This is a genomic window from Mesorhizobium sp. PAMC28654, assembly GCF_020616515.1.
Lineage (GTDB): Bacteria > Pseudomonadota > Alphaproteobacteria > Rhizobiales > Rhizobiaceae > Mesorhizobium.
Genome location: NZ_CP085135.1, coordinates 105670 through 126279, shown reverse-complemented (window position 1 = coordinate 126279; position 20610 = coordinate 105670). Strand labels below are relative to the sequence as shown.

Sequence of the window (20610 nt, the reverse complement as noted above, 5' to 3'; positions counted from 1 at the left end):
ATGATTTTTGTTCCGCAGGCTGTTAAGCACGGATGATGGGCCACCGCGAACCGGTATATTGTACGCCAGGCCGACAAACACGCTGCTCCAGCCACGTGCTGACAGTCCAAGACAAGTCTCGAAGGAGAGGTATCCCAGATGATTGTTCGTCCGTTGCTTCTATCCCTGTGCCTCGGCATTTGCGCGACGCTGCCGGCACTCGCCGATGGCGAAATCCAGAAGCTGATCACACCCGCCGACAAGGCTCGGCTCGACAAGTATGACGAGACGCGCAAGGCGGCTCTTGCCGAAGCGAAGGCCGGCAGTCCCGCTGATGTCAAGCAGCTCGACGCCTTGCTGGCGAAGCCGCTCGTGTCCTTCTCCGACAAGGACCTGACCGGCAGCTGGAAGTGCCGCACCATCAAGGCCGGCGGACTGTCCCCGCTCGTCATCTATGGCTGGTTCAAATGCAAGGTAACCGACGATGGTTCGGGCTGGAGGCTGGAAAAGGTCAGCGGCTCGCAGCGCACCAAGGGGCGCTTCTTCGACGATGGTGAAAAGCGGGCGATCTATCTCGGCTCCGCCTATGTCAACAGCGACCCGGCAAAACCCTATGGCAGCGGCCCGCAAAGCGACCAGGTGGGCTACGCCTTCCGCAGCGGCGCCAGCGAATGGCGCATCGAATTCCCCGCGCCCTACTACGAATCGAAGCTCGACATCGTCGAGTTCAAGCGCTGATCGGCGATGCTTTCGGTCATCAACATTTAACCGGGCCGACAGAGAATTGAGCCGGGAGTGCGCGGCGGCAGGTCGTGCGCCGGGCAAGAAAGCGCGCCATGGCTTCAGCGATTGAACAGAGAGCCGCGATCGTTGTGGTCACCGAAGGCGGCCCTCATATCTGGGCCATCGTCAACGCCATCTCCGATCGACTGGGGCCTGTTAGCGTCATCCTCGAAACCCCTGAATCCAAAAAGCAATTGCTGGTCAAGCGCGCTCGCCGCCAAGGTTGGGTGTCAATGATCGGGCAGCTTGGCACGATGGTGCTGACCCGGCTTGGCAAGCGCTTTCTTGCCGGGCACGCGGCGCGCATGATCGCCGAACAGAAGCTGCGGACCGAACCGCAAGCAGGGCAATCGATCATCCAAATTGCCTCGGCCGACTCAGCCGAATGCCTGAAGGCGATCCAAAGCATCGGCCCAGGCGTCGTGCTGCTCGCCGGATGCCGCCTGCTGTCCAGACAAACCCTGGCGAAAATGCCCTGCCCGGTGCTCAACTACCATGCCGGCATCGCTCCGAAATATCGCGGCATGAATGGCGGCTACTGGGCGCTGGCGAGCGGAGACGTGGAGAATTTCGGCTCGACGGTGCATCTGGTCGATGCCGGCGTCGACACCGGCGGCGTGCTGCGGCAGGCCCGCGGCAAGCCGCAACCCGGTGATACCATCTCCAGCCATGCGCTGCGGCAGGCGGCGTTTTCGCGCGACATCTGTATCGATGCGGTCAGCGATGCGCTGGCAGGCCGTCTCACCACATTCGATCCCCGCCTGCCCTCGAAGCAATGGTATCATCCGACGATCTGGTTCTACCTCTGGACCGGGATCAAACGCGGCATCTGGTAGCACGGGATTCGCCCAGACGACCTGGCGATATTCCGCCTCCGTTGCAAGCTTTTCGCCGAACTCGACCTGCCAGTTGACTTACCTGTTCGCGCTGTCAGGACCGAAGATTCCGCGCTTTCATTTTGCGACATCCAAATGCGTCGCTTTTGAATGCGCGGGCGTCGTCCCATAACAAGCGGGCCATCGACGCATACGGCAATGCTCGAAACCACGAGGAGTAAGAATTCATGGCCGATCTGATCGTTGTCTACTGGCGCGACATCCCCGCCCAGGTCATCGTCAAGAAGGGCCGGCAGAACGCCAAGCGCGAACTGCCGCTGCGCTTCACCGAGGCGATTGACATGTGCGCCATGCGCACCGGTGCAGGTGGCACCGACGACTATCTGGCCGAATGGCGCAAGGCTGATCCCATCCCGGTTGGTGACGACCTCGAGGCCGAGGTCGAAAAGGCTTTTCAGGATCTCGACACGAAATACGACCGTGAGCGGCTGGTCGCTCTGGTAAAGGCGGGCGGCAAAGAAAATGTCTGAAACCCAGCCGGCGGTTACCCAGGCCACTCTGGTCAAGAAGGCAGCGCCGAAATCCGACTACAAGCCGGCCGACGTGTCGCCGCAGCGGCGCGTGCAGCGCTCCTTCGCGATCCGGCTGTGGTCGATCAGGCATTCGCGCCTGCTGGAATGGTTCTATGCCAAATTCGCCGACATGTTCCTGTTGCTCCACCCGCTGTGGAAAGGCATCGGCTATGGCCGTGTCGAAGGACCGATCAAGTTTGTCGAGAAACGTGTCAAGGGCTTCATGTTCGACTGCCGCATGTGCGGCCAGTGCGTGCTCTCATCCACCGGCATGTCATGCCCGATGAATTGCCCCAAGCAACTGCGCAACGGCCCCTGCGGCGGCGTGCGCGCCAACGGCAATTGTGAGGTCGAGCCTGATATGCCCTGCGTCTGGGTCAAGGCCTGGGAGGGCTCCCAGAACATGGTGCATGGCGACAAGATCCTTACCGTGCAGAAGCCGGTCGACCAGTCGCTACGTGAAACCTCCGCCTGGCTGCGGGTAACCGCCCAGGCAGCAGCGGCGCGCGAAGCCGCCGCCAGTGCGAAGACCGGAGCGTCGGCATGATCGGCCATCAGCGCGACGAGAACCCGGCCGGCATCCACCTGCCGCTCGATCCCCTGCCCGGCCACTCTTCACGCGGTCGGTTGGAGCGCGTCTTGCGGCGCGGCGAATTCGCGGTAACGACGGAGCTCAATCCACCCGACAGCGCCGATCCGGAAGACGTCTACAACCGGGCCAAGATTTTCGACGGCTGGGTCGACGCCATCAACGCGGTCGATGCTTCTGGCGCCAACTGCCACATGTCGTCAGTCGGCATCTGCGCGCTGCTGACCCGCATGGGTTATGCGCCGATCATGCAGATCGCCTGCCGTGACAAGAACCGCATCGCCATTCAGGGCGACGTTCTTGGCGGCGCAGCGATGGGCGTTGCCAACATGCTGTGCCTGACCGGCGACGGCGTGCAGGCCGGCGACCAGCCTGGCGCCAAGCCGGTGTTCGACCTCGATTCCATGTCGCTGCTCGAAACCTGCCGCATCATGCGCGATAACGGCAAGTTCCTGTCCGGCCGCAAGCTCACCACGCCGCCACAGCTCTTTCTGGGTGCGGCCGTCAACCCGTTCGCGCCGCCCTTCGATTTCCGCCCGATCCATCTCGGCAAGAAGATCGCCGCCGGTGCGCAATTCGTGCAGACGCAGTACTGCTTCGACGTGCCAATGTTCAAAACCTTCATGCAGAAGGCGCGCGATCTCGGCCATACCGAAAAAGTGTTCGTCCTCGTTGGCGTCGGGCCACTTGCTTCCGCCAAGACGGCCAAATGGATCCGCTCCAACGTGCCGGGCATCCATATCCCCGACGCTGTCATCAAGCGGCTGGAAGGCGCCCAGGACCAGAAGAAGGAAGGCAAGCAGCTCTGCATCGACATCATCAACGAGGTGAAGGAAATCGCCGGCGTCTCAGGTATCCATGTGATGGCCTACCGCCAGGAAGAATATGTCGCCGAGATCGTCGATGAATCCGGTGTGCTGAAGGGCCGCCAGCCATGGAAACGTGAGATCCGCCGCGACGACCAGCTCGTTGCCGATCGGCTCGACCGCATACTGCACGACGAGATTACAGAAACGCAGGTGGACATGGTGAAGACCGCGCATTGACGGCGCCGGCGACCACCCATTCGCTTGAACGAGAACAGACAACGATATAAAGAAATCTTTATATCTCGACGGAGAAATTTCATGACCCGGACCATTGTTGCCTCGGCGACACGAGAAATCATCATCGGCTTCGACCAGCCCTTCTGCGTGATTGGCGAGCGCATCAACCCGACCGGCCGCAAGAAGCTGGCCGCCGAGATGATCGCCGGCAATTTCGAGACCGTGATCAGGGACGCGCTGGAACAGGCCGCCTGCGGCGCGACCATGCTCGACGTCAACGCTGGCGTTACCTCGGTTAACCCGAATGAGACCGAGCCGGGCCTGCTGGTTCAGACGCTGGAGATCGTACAGGGGCTGGTCGACCTGCCGCTCTCGATTGATAGCTCGGTCACCGCCGCGATCGAAGCGGCGCTGAAGGTCGCCAAGGGCCGTCCGCTGGTCAACTCCGTCACCGGCGAGGAAGAGAAGCTCGAGGCCATCCTGCCGCTGATCAAGAAGTACAATGTCCCGGTCGTCGCCATCTCCAATGACGAGACCGGCATTTCGATGGATCCGGACGTGCGCTTCGCCGTCGCCAAGAAGATCGTACAGCGCTGCGCCGATTTCGGCATCCCCGCGCACGACGTCGTCGTCGATCCGCTGGTCATGCCGATCGGCGCGCTGGGCGACGCCGGCCGCCAGGTGTTCGCGCTGCTGCGCCGCCTGCGCGAAGAGCTGAAGGTCAACACCACCTGCGGCCTCTCCAACATCTCGTTCGGCTTGCCGCACCGCCACGGCATCAACGCCGCCTTCATCCCGATGGTGATCGGCGCCGGCATGACCTCGGCGATCATGAACCCGGTGCGTCCGCAGGAGATGGAAGCCGTGCGCGGCGCCAATGTGCTGAACGGCACCGACGAGAACTGCACCAACTGGATCAGGACCTACAAGGACTACAAGCCGTCCGAAGGCGGCCAGGCGATTGCGGCTCCGACCGCGGTCAATGCGCCGGGCGACGGCGCCAGCAATGGCGGCCGCAGGCGCGGCGGACGTGAAGCCCGGATGGGCCGGGGGTAAGCGCGCAATCGTGAAATCTCCCGCCAACCTCACTGGTCCGACCGTGCTGTTAGTGCCGTCGGTCCGGTGTGTGTTGCGGTCAGGCCATGCCCAGAATGGTGTCGAAGACGGCCATTCCCGCCCACGATCCGAAAATGCCGGTCACTCCCCCGACGATGAAGTCATCGTCGGCCGCCGGCCAGATGCCGTGGAGCAGCAGGACACCGACAATCGCCCCGACGATACCGGACGCCAGATATTGCGGATTTCGCAGCCATGGGCCCCTCAGCAGGCGTACCATGGTGAAAGCAGTCAATACCGCGGACAGGAGGAGATCGGACGTGATTGGCCTCTGGACCATCAGACACTCCGCCCAATAGTGAAACGATCCGTTAAACGGCATCGACAATTGTTATCGAGACCCACAGCATGAATTCTCCCGCCAACATCACCGATCCGCTCGTGCTGTTCATGCCGTCGGGCAAGCGCGGGCGCTTTCCGGTCGGCACGCCTGTGCTGGATGCCGCGCGCCAGCTTGGCGTCTATGTCGAGAGCGTGTGCGGTGGACGCGCCACCTGTGGACGTTGCCAGATCGAGGTGCAGGAAGGCAATTTCGCCAAGCACAAGATCGTCTCCTCCAACGAGCACATCACGCCCAAGGGGCCCAAGGAAGAGCGCTACGAGCGCGTGCGCGGCCTGCCTGAACGGCGCCGCCTGTCCTGCTCGGCGCAGATCCTCGGCGACCTCGTCATCGACGTGCCGCAGGACACCGTCATCAACGCGCAGACCATCCGCAAGGATGCCGACACCCGGGTGATCGCGCGCGATGCGGCGATCCGCATGTGCTATGTCGAGATCGAAGAGCCCGACATGCACAAGCCGCTCGGCGATCTCGACCGCCTGAAGATCGCCTTGATGAAGGACTGGAACCTCAAGAGCCTGGACTTCGATTTTTATCTCCTGCCGCAGGTGCAGGGCATTTTGCGCAAGGGCAACTGGACCGCGACCGCCGCCATCTACAAGGACGCCGATAGCGAGACCGCAAGGGTCATCGCGCTGTGGCCCGGCCTCAAGAACGAGGCCTATGGGCTGGCCTGCGATATCGGCTCGACCACCATCGCCATGCATCTGGTGTCGCTGCTGTCTGGCCGCGTCGCCGCGTCCTCGGGTACCTCAAACCCGCAGATCCGCTTCGGCGAGGATCTGATGAGCCGCGTCTCCTATGTGATGATGAACCCGGATGGCCGTGAAGGCATGACGGTTGCCGTGCGCGAGGCGATCTCGAGCCTCGTCGACAAGGTCTGCGTGGAGGGCAATGTCCAGCGCAATGACATCCTGGATTCCGTCTTCGTCGGCAATCCGATCATGCACCATCTGTTCCTCGGCATCGATCCGACCGAGCTTGGCGGCGCGCCCTTCGCGCTGGCCGTCTCCGGCGCCGTGCACATCAAGGCATCCGACATCGGCCTGAAGCTCAATCCGGGCGCCCGGCTCTACATGCTGCCCTGTATCGCCGGCCATGTCGGCGCCGATGCGGCGGCCGTAACGCTGTCGGAAGGCCCGCACCGCCAGGACGAGATGATGCTCATCGTCGACGTCGGCACTAATGCCGAGATCGTGCTTGGCAATCGTGCGCGCGTCGTGGCGGCTTCCTCGCCGACCGGCCCGGCTTTCGAGGGTGCTGAAATCTCCGGCGGCCAGAGGGCCGCTCCCGGCGCAATCGAGCGCGTGCGCATCGATCCCGACACGCTGGAGCCAAAGTACCGCGTCATCGGTTCGGAACTGTGGTCCGACGAGCCAGGTTTCCTCGACAGCGTGCAGGCAACCGGCGTCACTGGCATCTGCGGCTCCGGCATCATCGAGATCGTCGCGGAAATGTATCTCGCCGGCATCATCTCCGAGGATGGCGTCGTCGATGGATCGCTCAGCATGCGTTCGCCGCGTGTTGTCGCAAACGGCCGCACCTTCTCCTACGTGCTGAAGGAAGGCGAGCCGAAGATCACCATCACCCAGACCGACGTTCGCGCCATCCAGCTTGCCAAGGCGGCCCTCTATGCCGGCACCAAGTTGCTGATGGAGAAGCAGAACACCGAGCATGTCGACCGTATTCACTTCGCCGGCGCCTTCGGCTCCTTCATCGATCCGAAATACGCCATGGTGCTGGGCCTGATTCCCGATTGCGATCTCGACAAGGTCATGGCTGTCGGCAACGCCGCCGGTGCCGGCGCGCGCATGGCCCTGCTCAATCGCGGCTATCGTCGCGAAATCGAGGAAACCGTCAGCCAGATCGAGAAGATCGAGACCGCCCTGGAACCGAAATTCCAGGAGCATTTCGTCTACGCCATGGCGCTGCCGAACAAGGTCGACCCGTTCCCGAAACTGTCGGCGGCGGTGAAACTGCCACCACGCAAGACCGTGAGCGAGGATGGTGTCGCCGGTGACGCCGCGCCGCGCCGGCGCTCGCGCGAAGGCCACGCGGCACGGCGTAGCCGGGAGTAATCTCACCCCGGCACGGTGCAATTTCATTTGCATGCAAATGTTTCAAGATCGAACCAATCTCGAAACCAAAACGCGCTTTCGCGAAATCCACTGGATACACAGGCGGGGCATTTAACCGACATCGAACGGCAGGCACGAAATGTCTTCGGCCGCCGCGAGACTCCAAGGGAGAGATGAAGATGTCGATGTTTGAAAGCCTCGGCCGCTATGGCGCGGCCATCAAGAAAGCGCACGACCGCAACAAGGCAAGGCGCATCCTGAACAGCCTGCCTCCAGAAATCCAGAAGGACATCGGCTGGCCGGTGTCGCCGCGATCGAGCGAAAGGGCGAGCCTGACCGGCGCGATCTGGAGCGCCGCGCGCTGATGACATTCGCCGACAAGTGCAAACTGCTCGGCGCGCGCCGGGGCCGTCATCCGGCCTCGGCCCCAACCGACAATCGGCTGCGCGCCGCCCTGCTGCGCCTCCAGCCTCGGCGAAAGTGAGGCTGCCCCCCAAGCTGTCACACAATCGTGTGGACGGCATAAATCTTGACATTCCTGGCGAAGACACGATCTTCGGAAAAGAGGGGGAATTCTCTTAGTCGGCTCTGCCGAAGTTCGTGTATCCGCATGCCAAGTTTCAAAAGCCACTTCGTGTCCTTCGTCCTCAGGCACAGCCGCAAGCAGGCCTTCTCCAGCCCGGAAAGCCTGCAGCGATGGATCGCCAATGCGCGTAAGACGGAGGACCATCAGCCACCCGCATCGGTGCGGTCGCGCCTCGACATAACGACGCGCACGGTGAACGACTTTCCGGTCTACGAGATCGCACCCAAAGGCGACGAACAGAGGCGGATTCTCTACCTGCACGGTGGCGCCTATGTCTTTGAAATCACATCCTATCATTGGAATCTGATCGCCGAGATGGCCGATCGGCTGGGCTTCGGCATCACTGTGCCGATCTATCCCATCGCGCCCGAGCATGATTTCCATGACATGTTCGGAATGGTCGGCGAGGTCTATCGCCAGATGCTCGAAGAGACCGAGGCTGAAGACATCGTCTTCATGGGCGACTCCGCCGGCGGCAACATGGCTGTCGTGCTGACCATGATGGCCGCCGAGGAGGCTCTGCCACTGCCATCGCGCCATGTGCTGATTTCGCCGGGCCTCGACATGTCGCTTTCCAATCCGAAACTGTTCGAGGCCGAGCGCAACGATCCATGGCTGGGCATTCCGGGCGGCCTGGAAGCGATCCGGATGTACAGTGCTGGCATCGACCGCAGCGACTGGCACATCAGCCCGGTCTACGGCGATCTGTCGGTGCTGCCGAAAACGCTGCTCTTGACCGGTTCACACGATCTGCTGACACCCGACAATCTGATCTTTGCCGAAAAGGCACGCGCCGCCGGCGTCGAGGTCGATGTCATCCATGAAGAAGGCATGTTTCATGTCTGGCCGCTGATCGACATGCCGGAATCGCGCCGCGCACGCCAACACATCGTTGCCTTTCTGAGCGAGAGCCAGACACCGGTCAGGCAAAATGCGAGAACACTATTCGAAGCACCCTCCGCCGAGGCGGCGGAGTAGCACTTCTGCTTTTCGTCCGACGCTATTGGCGGATCAGAACTTGCCGGTTTGCCTGAACACTTCGAAGGTGTCGCGGATGTGATCGGCGACCGCCTTGACCGGCGCGCTGGCGTCCGGCGCCACGACCATGGCGAGGTTGTAGGTGCCGATGTCAGGCATGCCGTCCTTCGGGCTGAGTTCTACCATCTCGTTGCCGAGGAACGATCTCGGCAGCGGCGCGACCGCGAGGTCGGCCATGATCGCGGCGCGCTGGCCGGCCGTATGCGCGCTCATATAGGCAACGCGATAGTTGCGGCCTTCGCGGCCGAGCGCATCGAGCGCTCCTGCCCGCCAGGCGCAGCCTTCTTCCCACAACGACACTGGCAGTGGCTCGCGCAGATGCGCGCAGCCGCCTTTGGCGCCGGCCCAGACGATCGGTTCGGTGAGCAGCACCTCGGCGCCGATGGCGCTGGACTTATAGGAGTTGGTCAAGAGCGTGATGTCGAGCGCCCGGTCGTCCATGCGCCGGCGCAGATTGATGCTCTGGTCGATGGTGACGTCGACGGCGATCGAGGGGTGCGACTGCGCGAAGCGCTTCAGCACATGCGGCAGCACGCGCTCGCCATAGTCATCTGGGGAGCCCAACCGCACTACACCGACAATGTCGGGAATGATGAACTTCGACACCACCTCGCGGTTGATCGACAACAGCCGACGCGCATAGCCGAGCAGCACCTCGCCATCGGTGGTCAGCGTCACCGAACGCGCGTCGCGCGCGAAGACGGACCGGCCGAGAATGTCCTCCAGCTTCTTGATCTGCATGGACACAGCCGAAGGCGTGCGGAACACCGCATTGGCCGCCGTGGTGAAGCTGCCGGTTTCGGCGATCGCCACGAAAGTGCGCAAAACGTCGAGGTCGAGCAGCGGCAGGGGATGATTTAGCGGGGCGTTCATGGGAACCAGCCTTCAATTTTTCTGATACAAAGCATCATTCCATTTCGTTTGATTGAACATCAGTTTGGGAAGATAGTCAATCTTGTCGAAGCAGGATGCTGCCATATGCAGTCATGAAACGACCGCGATACAGACCTGCAATCGACACGAAATGAAGCTGAAACAGAACTGACGTAATCAGCCACTGCCCTGGCACCGGGCACAAAAGGAGAAAGTAATGTCTATCCTGTCGTCCATCGGTCGGATTGCGACCGAATTCAACGCCGCACGCGCCCGCTACCAGACCGAACGAGCCATCCGCTCACTGCCGATCGAACTGCAGAAGGATATTGGCTGGCCCGAGGCCGCCGACTCTAAGACCGGCATTCGCAATGGCGTCGGATCCTGGGCTGGAGCAAAGTAAACCGTGTGTACCAAATGCTGAAGGCCTGCCGCGCACCCGCCCGGCAGGCCTTCTCAGTTTTATTTGTATTCAAATGAGTTTTAGAGCCATGTCAGCAGCGCATGGCGCATATGAGCAAGCCGCATAGCTGTCCGTTTTCCAGCTAATGCCTTGTAAAAAATCATAAATTTCAGGCACGGTGCCCAAACATGTCGCATCTGGTGTCGCTTTTCATATCAAGCGCTTCGCATTTGCGATTTAGTTTTTGCTTACACAAGCCTATATCAGCGTCAGCAAACGAGCTGCCCCACTCCATAAAGCGAAGGCGACCCGTCTAAGCAACCGAATGGAGATGAATCATGAAGCTTTTTGCCCGCCTCTTTGCCCGCCGCGAAATGAACCTGACGACCGCTCTCGAGCGCCAGCGCCTTGCCAACACCATGCCCGGCCAGACCGGCGCCATGAATGCGGCGCGCCTCGGCTTCGTCGCCTGATATCAGAAGCCGCGCGGTCTTCTCGACCCGCGGCCGACCTCCAGTGCCGCGCTTCCCTGCCGCGACCTTGGAGTTGACTGCCGCCGCTTCGGTTTGCCGAGGCGGCGTTTTTGTTTGCGGATTGCTCTCCCAGGCCTTCCCACAACCTGACGATGGTAACCGTTCGGGCGTCACTGCACAGCGATTGCCCATTTGCGACCCATGTCGCAAATTTAATCTTCTCCTTGCCTCCTAGCCAATTGACAGGAATGGTTTTTCCTGATGTCGCTATGCTATTCGCGACATCCTGTTAGCGTCATGGCCAGATGAGGTTCCCTTGAACGCCGTCAAGCATCCGATCAAGCGATCGTTTGTATTTTTCCTCGTCCCCGATTTCACCATGATCGCCTTCGCGACGGCGCTTGACCCGCTGCGCTCGGCCAACCGGATGCTCGGCTACGAGGCCTATCGCTGGCGTCTGGCCAGTATCGACGGCAAGCCGGTGCGCGCCTCGAACGGCGTCGAATGCGCCGTCAACACCTCGCTGGAGGAAGAGCGCAAGAAGATGGCCGGCCCCGAGAGGCCGAACATGGCCATCGTCTGCAGCGGCATCAATGTCGAGCGTTATCAGAACAAATCGGCCTTCGCCTGGCTGCGCGAGGAATACAATCGCGGCGTCGCCGTCGGCGGCCTGTGCACCGGCGCGCACATCCTTGCCGCCGCCGGTCTGTTGTCCAACAAGCGCTGCGCCATCCATTGGGAAAACCTGCCGGGCTTCTCCGAGGCATTCCCGAAGGCCAATGTCTTTGCCGATCTCTTCGAGATCGACCAGAATATCTACACCTGTGCCGGCGGCACCGCCGCCCTCGACATGATGCTGAAGCTGATCGGCGACGATTTCGACGAGAACCTCGTCAACCGGGTGTGCGAGCAGGTGCTGACCGACCGCGTGCGCAGCCCGACCGACCGCCAGCGCCTGCCGCTGCGCGCGCGCCTTGGCGTACAGAACTCGAAAGTTCTGACCATCATCGAGCTGATGGAGGGCAATTTGTCAGAGCCGCTGTCGCTGATCGAGATCGCCGATCATGTCGACCTGTCGCGCCGCCAGATCGAGCGCCTGTTCCGTACCGAGATGGGCAGGTCCCCCGCCCGCTACTATCTGGAGATCCGCCTTGACCGCGCCCGGCACCTGCTGATCCAGTCGTCCATGCCCGTGGTCGAGGTCGCCGTTGCCTGCGGCTTTGTCTCGGCCTCGCATTTCTCCAAATGCTACCGGGAACTCTATGCCCGCTCGCCGCAGCAGGAGCGTGTCGACCGCAAGCAGCTGCTTGCTGCCTGATCCGAAAGCAGGCGCGCTGTCCGTCAGGAATTGGCGAGCAGGAACTGCCGCACGGGCGGCGCGACCCGCTCGCTGGCTTCGATCAGGATCGCGTGCTTCAGCCCGTCCAGGATCACCAACTCCGAATGCGGCAGAGCCTCCGCGATCTGTCGGTTGAGGCGCGGGTTGCAGCCGCCGTCGAACTCGCCTGTGAGCACCAGGCACGGAGCCAGGACTTCGTGCAGCCATGGCCCCATCTCCGTCTCGGCGTAGATGTCGAAGACGTTGAGGAATATCTCGGCCGGCGTATCCATCACCTGTTTCTTGCGCCACGCGATGACGTCCGGGCGCCGTGACGCGAATTCATCCGTGAACCAGCGGGCCGTCAGTGTGTCGAGCACCTGGCCGATGCCGCGCTCGCGCATGGCCGCAACGACCGCCTTGACCTTGGCGCTGTCATCTTCCGTGCGGAATGCGGCGGTCGACAGCAAGCCGACCGAAAGAACCCGGTCCGGAAAACGTCTTGCGTACGCCGGGCCGATCATGCCGCCAAGCGAGTGGCCTGCTAGATGCGCCCGTTCGATGCCAAGCTTGGCACGCAAATGTTCCAGATCGTCGACGAGATCCTCAAGTCCGAAGCGATCCGAAGGAAGCGGCGAGTCGCCGTGACCGCGCAGGTCGTAGGAAATGCAGGTGAACTTGTCCTTCAGTGCTTCCACCAGTTTCGACCAGCCGGCGCGGCGCGCACCGATTCCGTGGATCAGAAAAATGGCCGGCCCGCTGCCCTCGATGGAATGGACGCAGTCTATTGGCTTGCTCATCGCCGGCACCTCAGGCGCCTCCCGCCGGCTTGGGATCGGGATAGAGATCCGAGCACAGCTCACCGCCGATACCCCAGTTGGTCTTGTCCACGTCCTCGATGATGATGTGGACGGATTGTGGCTTGCCGCCACACACGTTGACGTAGCTGTCCGTCAGCGCCTTTGCCAACTGACGCTTTTGGTCGACCGTGCGGCCGCTGAACATTTCGACTTTTATGACTGGCATGTCTTCATTTCTCCGTTTTCGACAGTGAGATCAGGCGGCCGACCGTTTGCGGTTGCCAGCGAGTTGGGGCATGACTTCCACCGAGAACCGCTCCATCATGTCGAGCGTCTCGGCCTGCGGTTGGCCAAAATTGCTGGACATGATGACTTCATCGATCCCCGCTTCGGCATACGCCGAGATACGGTCGATCATTTCCGCGGCCTCGCAGATGATAAGGCTTCGGCCAAGCTCTTCCAGCGACTGACGGCGCGGCAGCGGACGGATGCAGCCATTGTCAACGATGCCGGGTCCTGAGAAGACATTGTCGAACCGCTCGTAGTAGCTGTAGGCCAGTTCAAGCTTGCGCCGTGCGTCGCCGGCGTCGCGGGCCAGATAGATGCCGCGCATCAGCGACAGGCGGCTCGTCCTGCCGCTCAGTTCGGCCTCGGCCTTGCCGCGCTTGAACGCGTTGACCTGCTCCATGAGCACCGAATGGGACGCTTGCAATGGCGTGGTCTGGACCATGTAGCCCTGCCTGGCACAGGCCTCGATGCCCTCCGGCGCCATCACCGCCATCATCAGCGGTATCTCGACCTCGGGCCGCGGCATGATGGTGATCGGGTCGAAGCGGTAGAAGTCGCCGTTCCAGGAAACCTCCTCGCGCGTCAGCAACGCCTGCAGCACTTCAAGCGATTCATCGAACTTTGCTCGGGTCTGCTCGATCGGGGTGCCCAGCCGGGCCACCTCGTAGGCGAAAGCGCCTCGACCCACGCCCAGCACAAGTCGGCCGTCGCACAGCATGCTTGCCTGCACGACCTCGCCGGCGAAGATCCGCATGTCGCGCACCGGCAGCACCGCGATGGACGTGACCAGCTTGATGTGGTTCGTCAGCGTGGCTATGCGCACCGCAAGCTGGAGCGGCGACGGCACGAGCAGGATATTGATGAGATGGTGCTCGGGGATCGACACCGCGCGATATCCGACCTTTTCGGCCCATACCGCCTGCTCGACCATGTCGCGGTAAAGCCGGGTGCCGCCATAGGCCGGATCCGGCAGGTAGCTCGACAGGAAGTGGTTGAAATCCATGTAGTGTCGTCCCCGTCTGGTTTCAGTTGCCGAATGCTGGCGCCGAGGTGGATGTCCCTTCGACATGAACCGGCGCCTCCTGATTCCCGTGCGCATGTACGACGCCCAGGCCTGCATACCCTCCACGAAAATAGCCCAGAGGCTCGCCGCCCATGGAGCTGAATTGGGTCACGACGCCGATCAGGATCATATGGTCGCCCGCGTCGACGACCTGGTGGCGCGTGCAGCTCATGGTGGCGAGACTGTCGTCGAGTACCGGCGGCATTCCAGGCGTAAGCGCGTCCAGCGCGACATCCCTGGCAGGGCTGCGCGAGGCAAAGGCGGACGAAATCTCGCGTTGCCAATCGCCCAGAATGTTGACGCTGAAGTGCTCGGATCGGGTCACGACGCCGGCACTTCTCGACGATTTGGCCAGACAAACCAGGATCAGCGGAGGATCGAGTGAAACGGATGTAAAAGAGTTTGCCGTGAGCGCGCTCGGCGTGCCGCGCGCGTCGCACGCCGCCACCACGGTCACGCCGGTCATGAACGAACCGAGCATGTCACGCAAAGCGCGGCGGTCACAGTTCCGCGCGTCCACCCAGGCTTTCTGGCGCATATCCCCTCCCCGTCTCGTGGCGCTCCGCGCGGTGGCGAAGCCAGGAGTTGTACAGATGTACCAATCTGACTATGTTGTACATCTGTACGAATCAATATGTCAACTGAGGTTGGAACCAACCGTTGATGCTGGACGCATAAAAAGGCAGCCTGGGCAGCGACGGATCAAAGCCCGCCGAACGGCTTTTCGGGCACCATGTAGGGAAGGAAGCGTACGCGTTGGCCCAGGAACGAAAGGCGCACGTCGTCAGATCATCGCAGGAGAGGCGCGCCGAAATAGTCGAGGCCGCGTTCCTGTGCCTGCAGGAATATGGATACGCAAAATTGACGGCGAGAAAGATCGCCGAGCATTCCAACATATCGCTGGGGCACATCACCTACCACTTCAAGGACATGAAGGAGGTGCTGGTGGAAACCTACCGATACGCGTCCTTGACCCTGTTCGAAGCGACGCAGCGCGATCTCGGCAGGTCGTCCAAAAGCCCGATCGAGCAGTTGCGGGTTTTTCTTGGCACGGGCTTCAGCAAGGCCTTCCTCAAACGCGACTATCTCCGCGTCAGAATTGACCTTTGGTCCGCCGCGCTCGCCTACGACGAGATCGCCACCGTGGAGCGGGAACTCTACGAGAGCTACCGATCGCAACTGAGCGAACTTCTGCGCAATGTCGCGGTCGACCGCCAGATTGGGCCGGACGCGGTCACACCTCTCGCTGATACCATCATGGCGACGCTGGACGGACTGTGGCTGGACTGGGAGCGTCGCCACGACGAAGCAGCCATACAAAATGGCCTCGATGGCTGCATTGCTCTGGTGAACGCGACGCCGCCCGCACGTTAGCCCGACGAACACAATTGCCATCGAAAGCGCAGCCGGCAGCGGCGCCACACCTGGCCTCTAGAGCATGATCCCGAAAAGTGGACGCCGGTTTTCGGAGAAGATCATGCCGAAACAAATAGAGCCCCATCCCGATTCCATCGGGATGGAACTGGCTCTAGCCCAACTGGCTCTAGCCCAACTGGGTCTGTGCCGTCCGGATCGCCTCGACGCGCAGATCCTCCGTCAGCCGCGCCTTCAGCGCCGAGAATTCCGGGCTGGTCTTCAGCGTGTAATGGCGGGGATGCGGCAGGTCGACGGCGACATCCGACTTGATCTTGCCGGGCCGCGCCGTCATCACGATCACGCGCGAGGCCATGAATATCGCTTCCTCGATGTCGTGGGTCACGAACAGCACCGTCTTCTTTCGGCGCTCCCAGATGCCGAGCAGCAGTTCCTGCATCAACCCGCGGGTCTGATTGTCCAGCGCGCCGAACGGCTCGTCCAGCAAAAGAATCTCCGGATCGTTGGCAAGCGCCCGCGCGATCGCCGTGCGTTGCTGCATGCCGCCGGAAAGCTGCTTTGGCCAATGGTTCTCGAACCCCTTGAGGCCGACGAGGTCGATATAGGATGCCACAATCCCGGTCCGCTCACGCTCAGGCATACCCCGCTCGCGCAGGCCGAAGGCGATATTCTCGGCCACCGTCAGCCACGGGAACAGCGTGTAGGACTGGAAGACCATGCCGCGATCCGGGCCTGGCCGGCTCACCGCCTTGCCGTCGAGCAGAACCCGGCCCTCGCTCGGCTCCTCCAGGCCGGCAACGATGCGCAGCAGTGTGGACTTTCCGCAGCCCGACGGCCCGAGTATGGTGATGAAGTCGTTGGCCGTGACAATCAGGTCGACGGGCATCAATGCCTTGACCGGTTGACCGCCGCGCACGCCGGCAAAGGTTCGCGAAACGCCCTCGATGCGAAGCTTGCTCATGCCAGGCTCCATGGAAAGAGCCAGCGGTTGAATGCCTTGAAGGCAAAGTCGGACAACAGTCCGATCAGGCCGATGACGATGATGCCGAAGATGATCTGCCCCGTCGCCAGCCGCGACTGGCTGTTGATGATCATATAACCGATGCCCGAGGACGAGCCGATCAACTCGGCGACGATGACATAGGTCCAGGCCCAGCCGAGCACCAGCCGCAGTGTCTCGGCGATTTCAGGCGCGTTGGCCGGCATGATCACTCGCCGCACGATGCCATTGTCCGTGGAGCCGAGCGTATAGGCCGCCTCGACCAGGTCGCGCCGCGTGCTGCCGACCTTGACCGCGATGATCAGGATGACCTGGAACACCGAGCCGACGAAGATCACCAGCAGTTTCTCGAGCTCGCCTATGCCGGCCCACAGGATGAGCAGCGGTATGAAGGCGGAGGCCGGGAGATAGCGCGCAAAGGAGACGAACGGTTCAAGGAACGCCTCAACCGGCTTCCACGCGCCCATCATGATGCCAATCGGCACCGCCACGATCGACGCCAGCAGGAAGCCGCCGAAGACCCGCCACATGGTGATGAGGATATCCAGCCAGAAGCGGTCCTCGACCAGCAGGCGCCAGCCGTCCTTGAGCATCGACAGCGGATCGGCCAGGAAGATGCGGTTGACGTGACCGCCGAGCGTGATCCACGCCCAGAACGCCACGAACAGCACAAAGAAGGAAATGCCGAGCATCGTTCGGATGCCCGGCGGGACCGGATGCAGGGGGCGCGGCATCTAGAGTGTCCTTGGAAAAGGGAAGACGGCGGCGTCAGGCGCCGCCGCGAGGCAATGCAATCCGCCGCTCAGTTGGCTACGCCGCTGGTGTCGGCCAGCGTCGTGACATCCGGCGCCTGCTTGATCAGTCCCATCTGCAGCAGAAGGTCGCCTGCGGTCTTGGAGAAATCCTGGAATTCCTTGGTGAAGAATTGCTTGTTCTCGGCCTTGTCGGCCCATTTCAGGTATTTCGCCGAATCCTCGAACTCCTTGGCCGACTGCTTCACGTCGGCGCCCATGATCTCGTAGGATTTCTGCGGATCCTTCTTGATCAGGTCGAGCGCATCGAAATAGCTGTCGGCCAGCGCCTTGGCGGCGTCCGGATTGGCCTTGAGGAATTCGGGCGTGCAGCCGACCGTGTCGAGCACCATCGGGTAGTCGAGCGTGGTCGCCAGGATATGCCCCTGGTCGGACTTGTCGCGCACCGCCGAGATGAACGGCTCATAGGTCACCGCCGCGTCGTTCTGGCCGGCGAGGAAGGCCTGAGCCGCTGCGTCCGGCTCCAAGTTGACCACCGTCACATCCTTGGTCGACATGCCGTTCTTGTTCAGCACCCAGGCCAGCATGAAATAGGGCGAGGTGCCCGGCGCCGACGACGCGACATTCTTGCCCTTGAGGTCGGCGACCGTCTTGATGTCGTTGCGCACGACGATGCCGTCAGCGCCGTAGGACTTGTCGAGCTGGAATATCTGCTTGGTGGTGACGCCGCTGGCGTTCCAGACAAGCCATGTCTCGACCGTGGTGGCCGCGCATTGCAGGTCCCCGCTGGCGATGGCCAGCGGCCGGCTCGCCTGCGGCACCTTCTTCAAGGTGACATCGAGGCCATGCTTCTCGAAGATGCCAGCCTGCTTGGCGAGCGTCAGCGGGGCGAAGCCCGTCCACCCGCTGATACCAATGGTGAGCGCCGTGGCGGCCATCACCGGCGCGGACAATCCGGCGGCAAGCGTCAATGTTGCTGTAAAAACGGCGATCCTGTTCATGTCGGTTCCCCTTTTGTTTTCTTGAATTGGGGAATTGTTCACAGACGCCACCGAGCTTGTCAATGAACAGGAAAGTGTAGTGCGCCAAGACCCGGCGCACCGCGTGCTGGATCATGATCGCGCTGCCCACGAAACAAGTTCACGAAACAGAGGCTCTACGGCTGGTTCTGCATCCAGTTGCGGTTGCGCCACATCTTTTCACCGAGCTGGCAGTCGGCGGGCGGCTTGTCGTCAACGAGCACGACGGGCGGATGTTCAGCCTCTTCCGCCGCCCATTGCGGCGACGCCGGGCCAGCGAGTTCCAGCACCAGCTTGCGGCGGATGGCCTCGGGAAACTGCGTCCAGTCATTGACCGGGATCATGAAGGCGCCAGGGCCACCGATGACGCAGTCGCTGTAGTAGCGGTCGAGATGATCGACGTCAAAGGCGTCGGTGAAGCCGCTGCGGGTCATCAGCGGCAGGCCGTTGATGATGATGCCCTGCTTCACCAGTTCGTCGCGTATGCCGTCGACCGGCGCCCCCTGGTTGTTGGGGCCATCGCCCGAAATGTCGATGACCCGCTTGTCTCCCTGGAAGCCGCTTTCGGCGAAGAGATCGCTGCCGAATTGCAGCGCGCCGGAAATCGAGGTGCGCCGGGCGCTATCGGGTGGCTGGGCGGAAAGCTTCTCGACAACCCGCTCGGCGTCGGCGCGGTTGGCGATGACCGTCCAGGGTACGATGACACGTTGCCAGGTCGTGCCGGCCCATTCGACATAGGTGACGGCGATCTTGCCGTGCGCGCCGTCGGCAATGGCTTGCAGGACATGATCATGGGTCAATGCCGCCGCATAGCCGTGGCGTTGGATTTCGAGCTCCTCAGGCGACATCGACAGCGACACATCGACGGCTAGCACCAGCTCGACATCGACGGGCTCGTCCGCGCGCGAAACACTGGCCGGCGGCAGGATAACCGCGGATACCGCCAGCAGCGCTGTCAATGTCCGAACCATGGCCAGATAATGCGCGAAGGGGAGCGGCAGGTGAAGTGGCTGCCCATATTTTCTCGGCCGCTCCGTCCGACGGCATCCCCACGGTCGCCGCACTTCTACACCGGCCCGACTTGGACTATCATCGACCTCGGAGCTGTGGGGAAAATCGATGTCACAGCAGGCAGAAGATCCAGGCCGTCAACTTGCCAATGCGCAAAAGCAGGCCGTTGAACAGTTAGGCGTTTTGACGGTAGAATTGTCGAGGTTCAGGCCTTTTGCGGCCGAGACCGCCGACCTGGAGCCGATTGTACGCGCGCTGGCGCTGGCGACGCGGCTCTTGACGTTCCATGCCGCTTTGCATCCCTCCGACAATCCGAAATCGATCTCCACACTCGAATTGGCTGACGCCATTACCGCGCTGGACAGGAACCGCGAGACGATCTTGCCGACCGGCGCGGCGCAGCCGCTGGTCCGGGCGCTTTTCGAAAGCGTGAAACTGCTGACAGCGCTCGCCGCGACCAACGAATGCCAGATGGCCCTGCCGTACGCGCCGATGCAGCAGGTCCGCAAGCCGGACGGCCATGTCGTCTGGCAGTGCAGCCACGACCCCATGCACGAGACCTGACCGTCATGTTCGGCAAGCTATGGTCGGAACTGCAGGATCTCTTCGGGGATCTTCGCGGCCCCGCGAAGGCCCTGATTGTCGTCCTGATCGGCATGGCTTTCGCATGGATGCTGATCAGCCACCAATGGACCGAAGCGCTCTGGCTGGTGCTCGGGGCAATCGTGGCCGGCTATCTCCTGGAGTGGATCGGCAACCTGTTCCTTCCAAAAATACCTCGCGCCGGGCTGCTTTTTCTCGAAGGCTGGGTGCTGGGACCGGCGGCCATTGCGGCTTTCGTTTCCGGCCTGATCGTTGTGGTGGCCATCGACCTCGCGCCGCCGAAAGACACCGATCCGGCGACCGAGGAGTTGATGAAAACGCTTGCCGCCGGCCTGTCGACGTTCCTGTCGGCCGCCTTCGTGTCCTGGATCGGCGAACAGGACAACACCAGGATCAGCAATCGCATCCGCGACCAGTTCTACAAGAAATACAAACGCGCGACGACCTACCCGTCTCCGACAGATGGCGTCATGTATTTCACGCCGGGCTCAAGGGGCGAAACCGCTGTCTATTCGAGCATCCAGATTGGCGGATGGAACTTCGCCGACCGCTGGGAGCGGGCAAGCAAATTGAGCGCCGAGATAGCGACCGGCAACAGCCTGCCAAAAAGCCAGGATGAAATAGACGCGGCGCTACAGCATTAGGATTTGGGTGCAACCGCTGCGGTTAC

Annotated in this window: 24 protein-coding genes and 1 pseudogene; 15 read left to right on the top strand and 10 right to left on the bottom strand. The window is 61.9% G+C overall.

The genetic code is table 11. The features are described from left to right. Positions 1–138: 138 nt before the first annotated feature. From LGH82_RS00610 to LGH82_RS00585, 6 genes are all read left to right on the top strand, one after another. Entirely contained in the window at positions 139–717 is a 579-nt protein-coding gene (locus tag LGH82_RS00610; RefSeq protein ID WP_227346846.1) for a DUF4893 domain-containing protein, read from the top strand. 98 nt (positions 718–815) lie between these two features. Further along, the gene (locus LGH82_RS00605) at positions 816–1598 is read left to right on the top strand and encodes a formyl transferase (protein WP_227346845.1); all 783 of its coding nucleotides are present in this window, start codon (positions 816–818) and stop codon (positions 1596–1598) included. Positions 1599–1825: 227 nt separating this feature from the next. After that, a complete protein-coding gene (locus LGH82_RS00600) occupies positions 1826–2128 on the top strand; it encodes a virulence factor (RefSeq protein ID WP_227346844.1) in 303 nt (100 codons plus the stop codon). Continuing rightward, on the top strand, positions 2121–2717 hold the full coding sequence (locus LGH82_RS00595; protein ID WP_227346843.1) for a methylenetetrahydrofolate reductase C-terminal domain-containing protein: 597 nt from the start codon (positions 2121–2123) through the stop codon (positions 2715–2717). The genes LGH82_RS00600 and LGH82_RS00595 overlap by 8 nt, the downstream gene beginning before the upstream one ends. After that, positions 2714–3805 carry a methylenetetrahydrofolate reductase gene (locus LGH82_RS00590; RefSeq protein ID WP_227346842.1) on the top strand — a complete coding sequence of 364 codons (1092 nt, stop codon included), beginning with the start codon at positions 2714–2716 and terminating at the stop codon, positions 3803–3805. The genes LGH82_RS00595 and LGH82_RS00590 overlap by 4 nt, the downstream gene beginning before the upstream one ends. Before the next feature lie 81 nt (positions 3806–3886). After that, complete coding sequence (locus LGH82_RS00585; protein ID WP_227346841.1) at positions 3887–4861, top strand: methyltetrahydrofolate cobalamin methyltransferase; 975 nt, start codon at positions 3887–3889, stop codon at positions 4859–4861. A gap of 79 nt (positions 4862–4940) precedes the next feature. On the opposite strand, the gene LGH82_RS00580 is transcribed toward LGH82_RS00585, so the two are convergent. After that, on the bottom strand, positions 4941–5201 hold the full coding sequence (locus tag LGH82_RS00580; protein WP_227346840.1) for a hypothetical protein: 261 nt from the start codon (positions 5199–5201) through the stop codon (positions 4941–4943). A gap of 68 nt (positions 5202–5269) precedes the next feature. On the opposite strand from LGH82_RS00580, the gene LGH82_RS00575 reads away from it, so the two are divergent. The 3 genes from LGH82_RS00575 (at position 5270) to LGH82_RS00565 (ending at position 8903) form a co-directional block, all read left to right on the top strand. Continuing rightward, complete coding sequence (locus LGH82_RS00575; RefSeq protein WP_227346839.1) at positions 5270–7339, top strand: ASKHA domain-containing protein; 2070 nt, start codon at positions 5270–5272, stop codon at positions 7337–7339. A gap of 179 nt (positions 7340–7518) precedes the next feature. Next, positions 7519–7704, top strand: a complete 186-nt coding sequence (locus LGH82_RS00570) for a hypothetical protein (RefSeq protein ID WP_227346838.1) — start codon at positions 7519–7521, stop codon at positions 7702–7704. A 245-nt stretch (positions 7705–7949) separates the two neighbouring features. Beyond that, a complete protein-coding gene (locus LGH82_RS00565) occupies positions 7950–8903 on the top strand; it encodes an alpha/beta hydrolase (RefSeq protein ID WP_227346837.1) in 954 nt (317 codons plus the stop codon). A gap of 33 nt (positions 8904–8936) precedes the next feature. Here LGH82_RS00565 and LGH82_RS00560 read toward each other — a convergent pair whose 3' ends face one another. Continuing rightward, positions 8937–9836: a LysR substrate-binding domain-containing protein gene (locus LGH82_RS00560; protein WP_227346836.1), complete on the bottom strand. Its 900-nt coding sequence runs from the start codon at positions 9834–9836 to the stop codon at positions 8937–8939. Between the two features lie 217 nt (positions 9837–10053). Between LGH82_RS00560 and LGH82_RS00555 the strand changes: the two genes are divergently transcribed. The 3 genes from LGH82_RS00555 to LGH82_RS00550 all read left to right on the top strand — a co-directional run bounded on the left by LGH82_RS00555 (position 10054) and on the right by LGH82_RS00550 (position 12030). Then, entirely contained in the window at positions 10054–10239 is a 186-nt protein-coding gene (locus LGH82_RS00555; RefSeq protein WP_227346835.1) for a hypothetical protein, read from the top strand. 338 nt (positions 10240–10577) lie between these two features. Next, entirely contained in the window at positions 10578–10712 is a 135-nt protein-coding gene (locus LGH82_RS33215) for a hypothetical protein (protein WP_013531161.1), read from the top strand. A gap of 379 nt (positions 10713–11091) precedes the next feature. Beyond that, positions 11092–12030, top strand: a complete 939-nt coding sequence (locus tag LGH82_RS00550; protein WP_354462127.1) for a GlxA family transcriptional regulator — start codon at positions 11092–11094, stop codon at positions 12028–12030. 23 nt (positions 12031–12053) lie between these two features. Here the strand turns inward: LGH82_RS00550 and LGH82_RS00545 are convergent, their stop codons facing one another. The 4 genes and pseudogenes from LGH82_RS00545 to LGH82_RS00530 form a co-directional block, all read right to left on the bottom strand. Further along, positions 12054–12830 (bottom strand): alpha/beta fold hydrolase, encoded by a 777-nt coding sequence (locus LGH82_RS00545; RefSeq protein WP_227346833.1) that lies wholly within the window; start codon positions 12828–12830, stop codon positions 12054–12056. 10 nt (positions 12831–12840) lie between these two features. Continuing rightward, a pseudogene (locus LGH82_RS00540) lies at positions 12841–13062 on the bottom strand (tautomerase family protein); the annotation flags it as partial. A gap of 24 nt (positions 13063–13086) precedes the next feature. Then, positions 13087–14121, bottom strand: a complete 1035-nt coding sequence (locus LGH82_RS00535; protein ID WP_227346831.1) for an LLM class flavin-dependent oxidoreductase — start codon at positions 14119–14121, stop codon at positions 13087–13089. 22 nt (positions 14122–14143) lie between these two features. After that, positions 14144–14719, bottom strand: a complete 576-nt coding sequence (locus tag LGH82_RS00530) for a flavin reductase family protein (protein WP_227346830.1) — start codon at positions 14717–14719, stop codon at positions 14144–14146. Between the two features lie 218 nt (positions 14720–14937). Between LGH82_RS00530 and LGH82_RS00525 the strand changes: the two genes are divergently transcribed. Continuing rightward, entirely contained in the window at positions 14938–15555 is a 618-nt protein-coding gene (locus LGH82_RS00525; protein ID WP_227346829.1) for a TetR/AcrR family transcriptional regulator, read from the top strand. A 169-nt stretch (positions 15556–15724) separates the two neighbouring features. Here the strand turns inward: LGH82_RS00525 and LGH82_RS00520 are convergent, their stop codons facing one another. The 4 genes from LGH82_RS00520 to LGH82_RS00505 all read right to left on the bottom strand — a co-directional run bounded on the left by LGH82_RS00520 (position 15725) and on the right by LGH82_RS00505 (position 19297). After that, on the bottom strand, positions 15725–16516 hold the full coding sequence (locus LGH82_RS00520; RefSeq protein ID WP_227346828.1) for an ABC transporter ATP-binding protein: 792 nt from the start codon (positions 16514–16516) through the stop codon (positions 15725–15727). Beyond that, entirely contained in the window at positions 16513–17289 is a 777-nt protein-coding gene (locus LGH82_RS00515) for an ABC transporter permease (protein ID WP_227346827.1), read from the bottom strand. Before LGH82_RS00515 ends, LGH82_RS00520 begins: the two co-directional genes overlap by 4 nt. Before the next feature lie 68 nt (positions 17290–17357). Next, positions 17358–18308, bottom strand: a complete 951-nt coding sequence (locus tag LGH82_RS00510) for an ABC transporter substrate-binding protein (RefSeq protein ID WP_227346826.1) — start codon at positions 18306–18308, stop codon at positions 17358–17360. A gap of 155 nt (positions 18309–18463) precedes the next feature. Continuing rightward, complete coding sequence (locus tag LGH82_RS00505) at positions 18464–19297, bottom strand: DUF1194 domain-containing protein (protein WP_227346825.1); 834 nt, start codon at positions 19295–19297, stop codon at positions 18464–18466. A gap of 235 nt (positions 19298–19532) precedes the next feature. Between LGH82_RS00505 and LGH82_RS00500 the strand changes: the two genes are divergently transcribed. Beyond that, positions 19533–19901 (top strand): hypothetical protein, encoded by a 369-nt coding sequence (locus LGH82_RS00500; protein ID WP_227346824.1) that lies wholly within the window; start codon positions 19533–19535, stop codon positions 19899–19901. 5 nt (positions 19902–19906) lie between these two features. Then, on the top strand, positions 19907–20584 hold the full coding sequence (locus LGH82_RS00495; protein WP_227346823.1) for a hypothetical protein: 678 nt from the start codon (positions 19907–19909) through the stop codon (positions 20582–20584). Positions 20585–20610 lie beyond the last annotated feature (26 nt).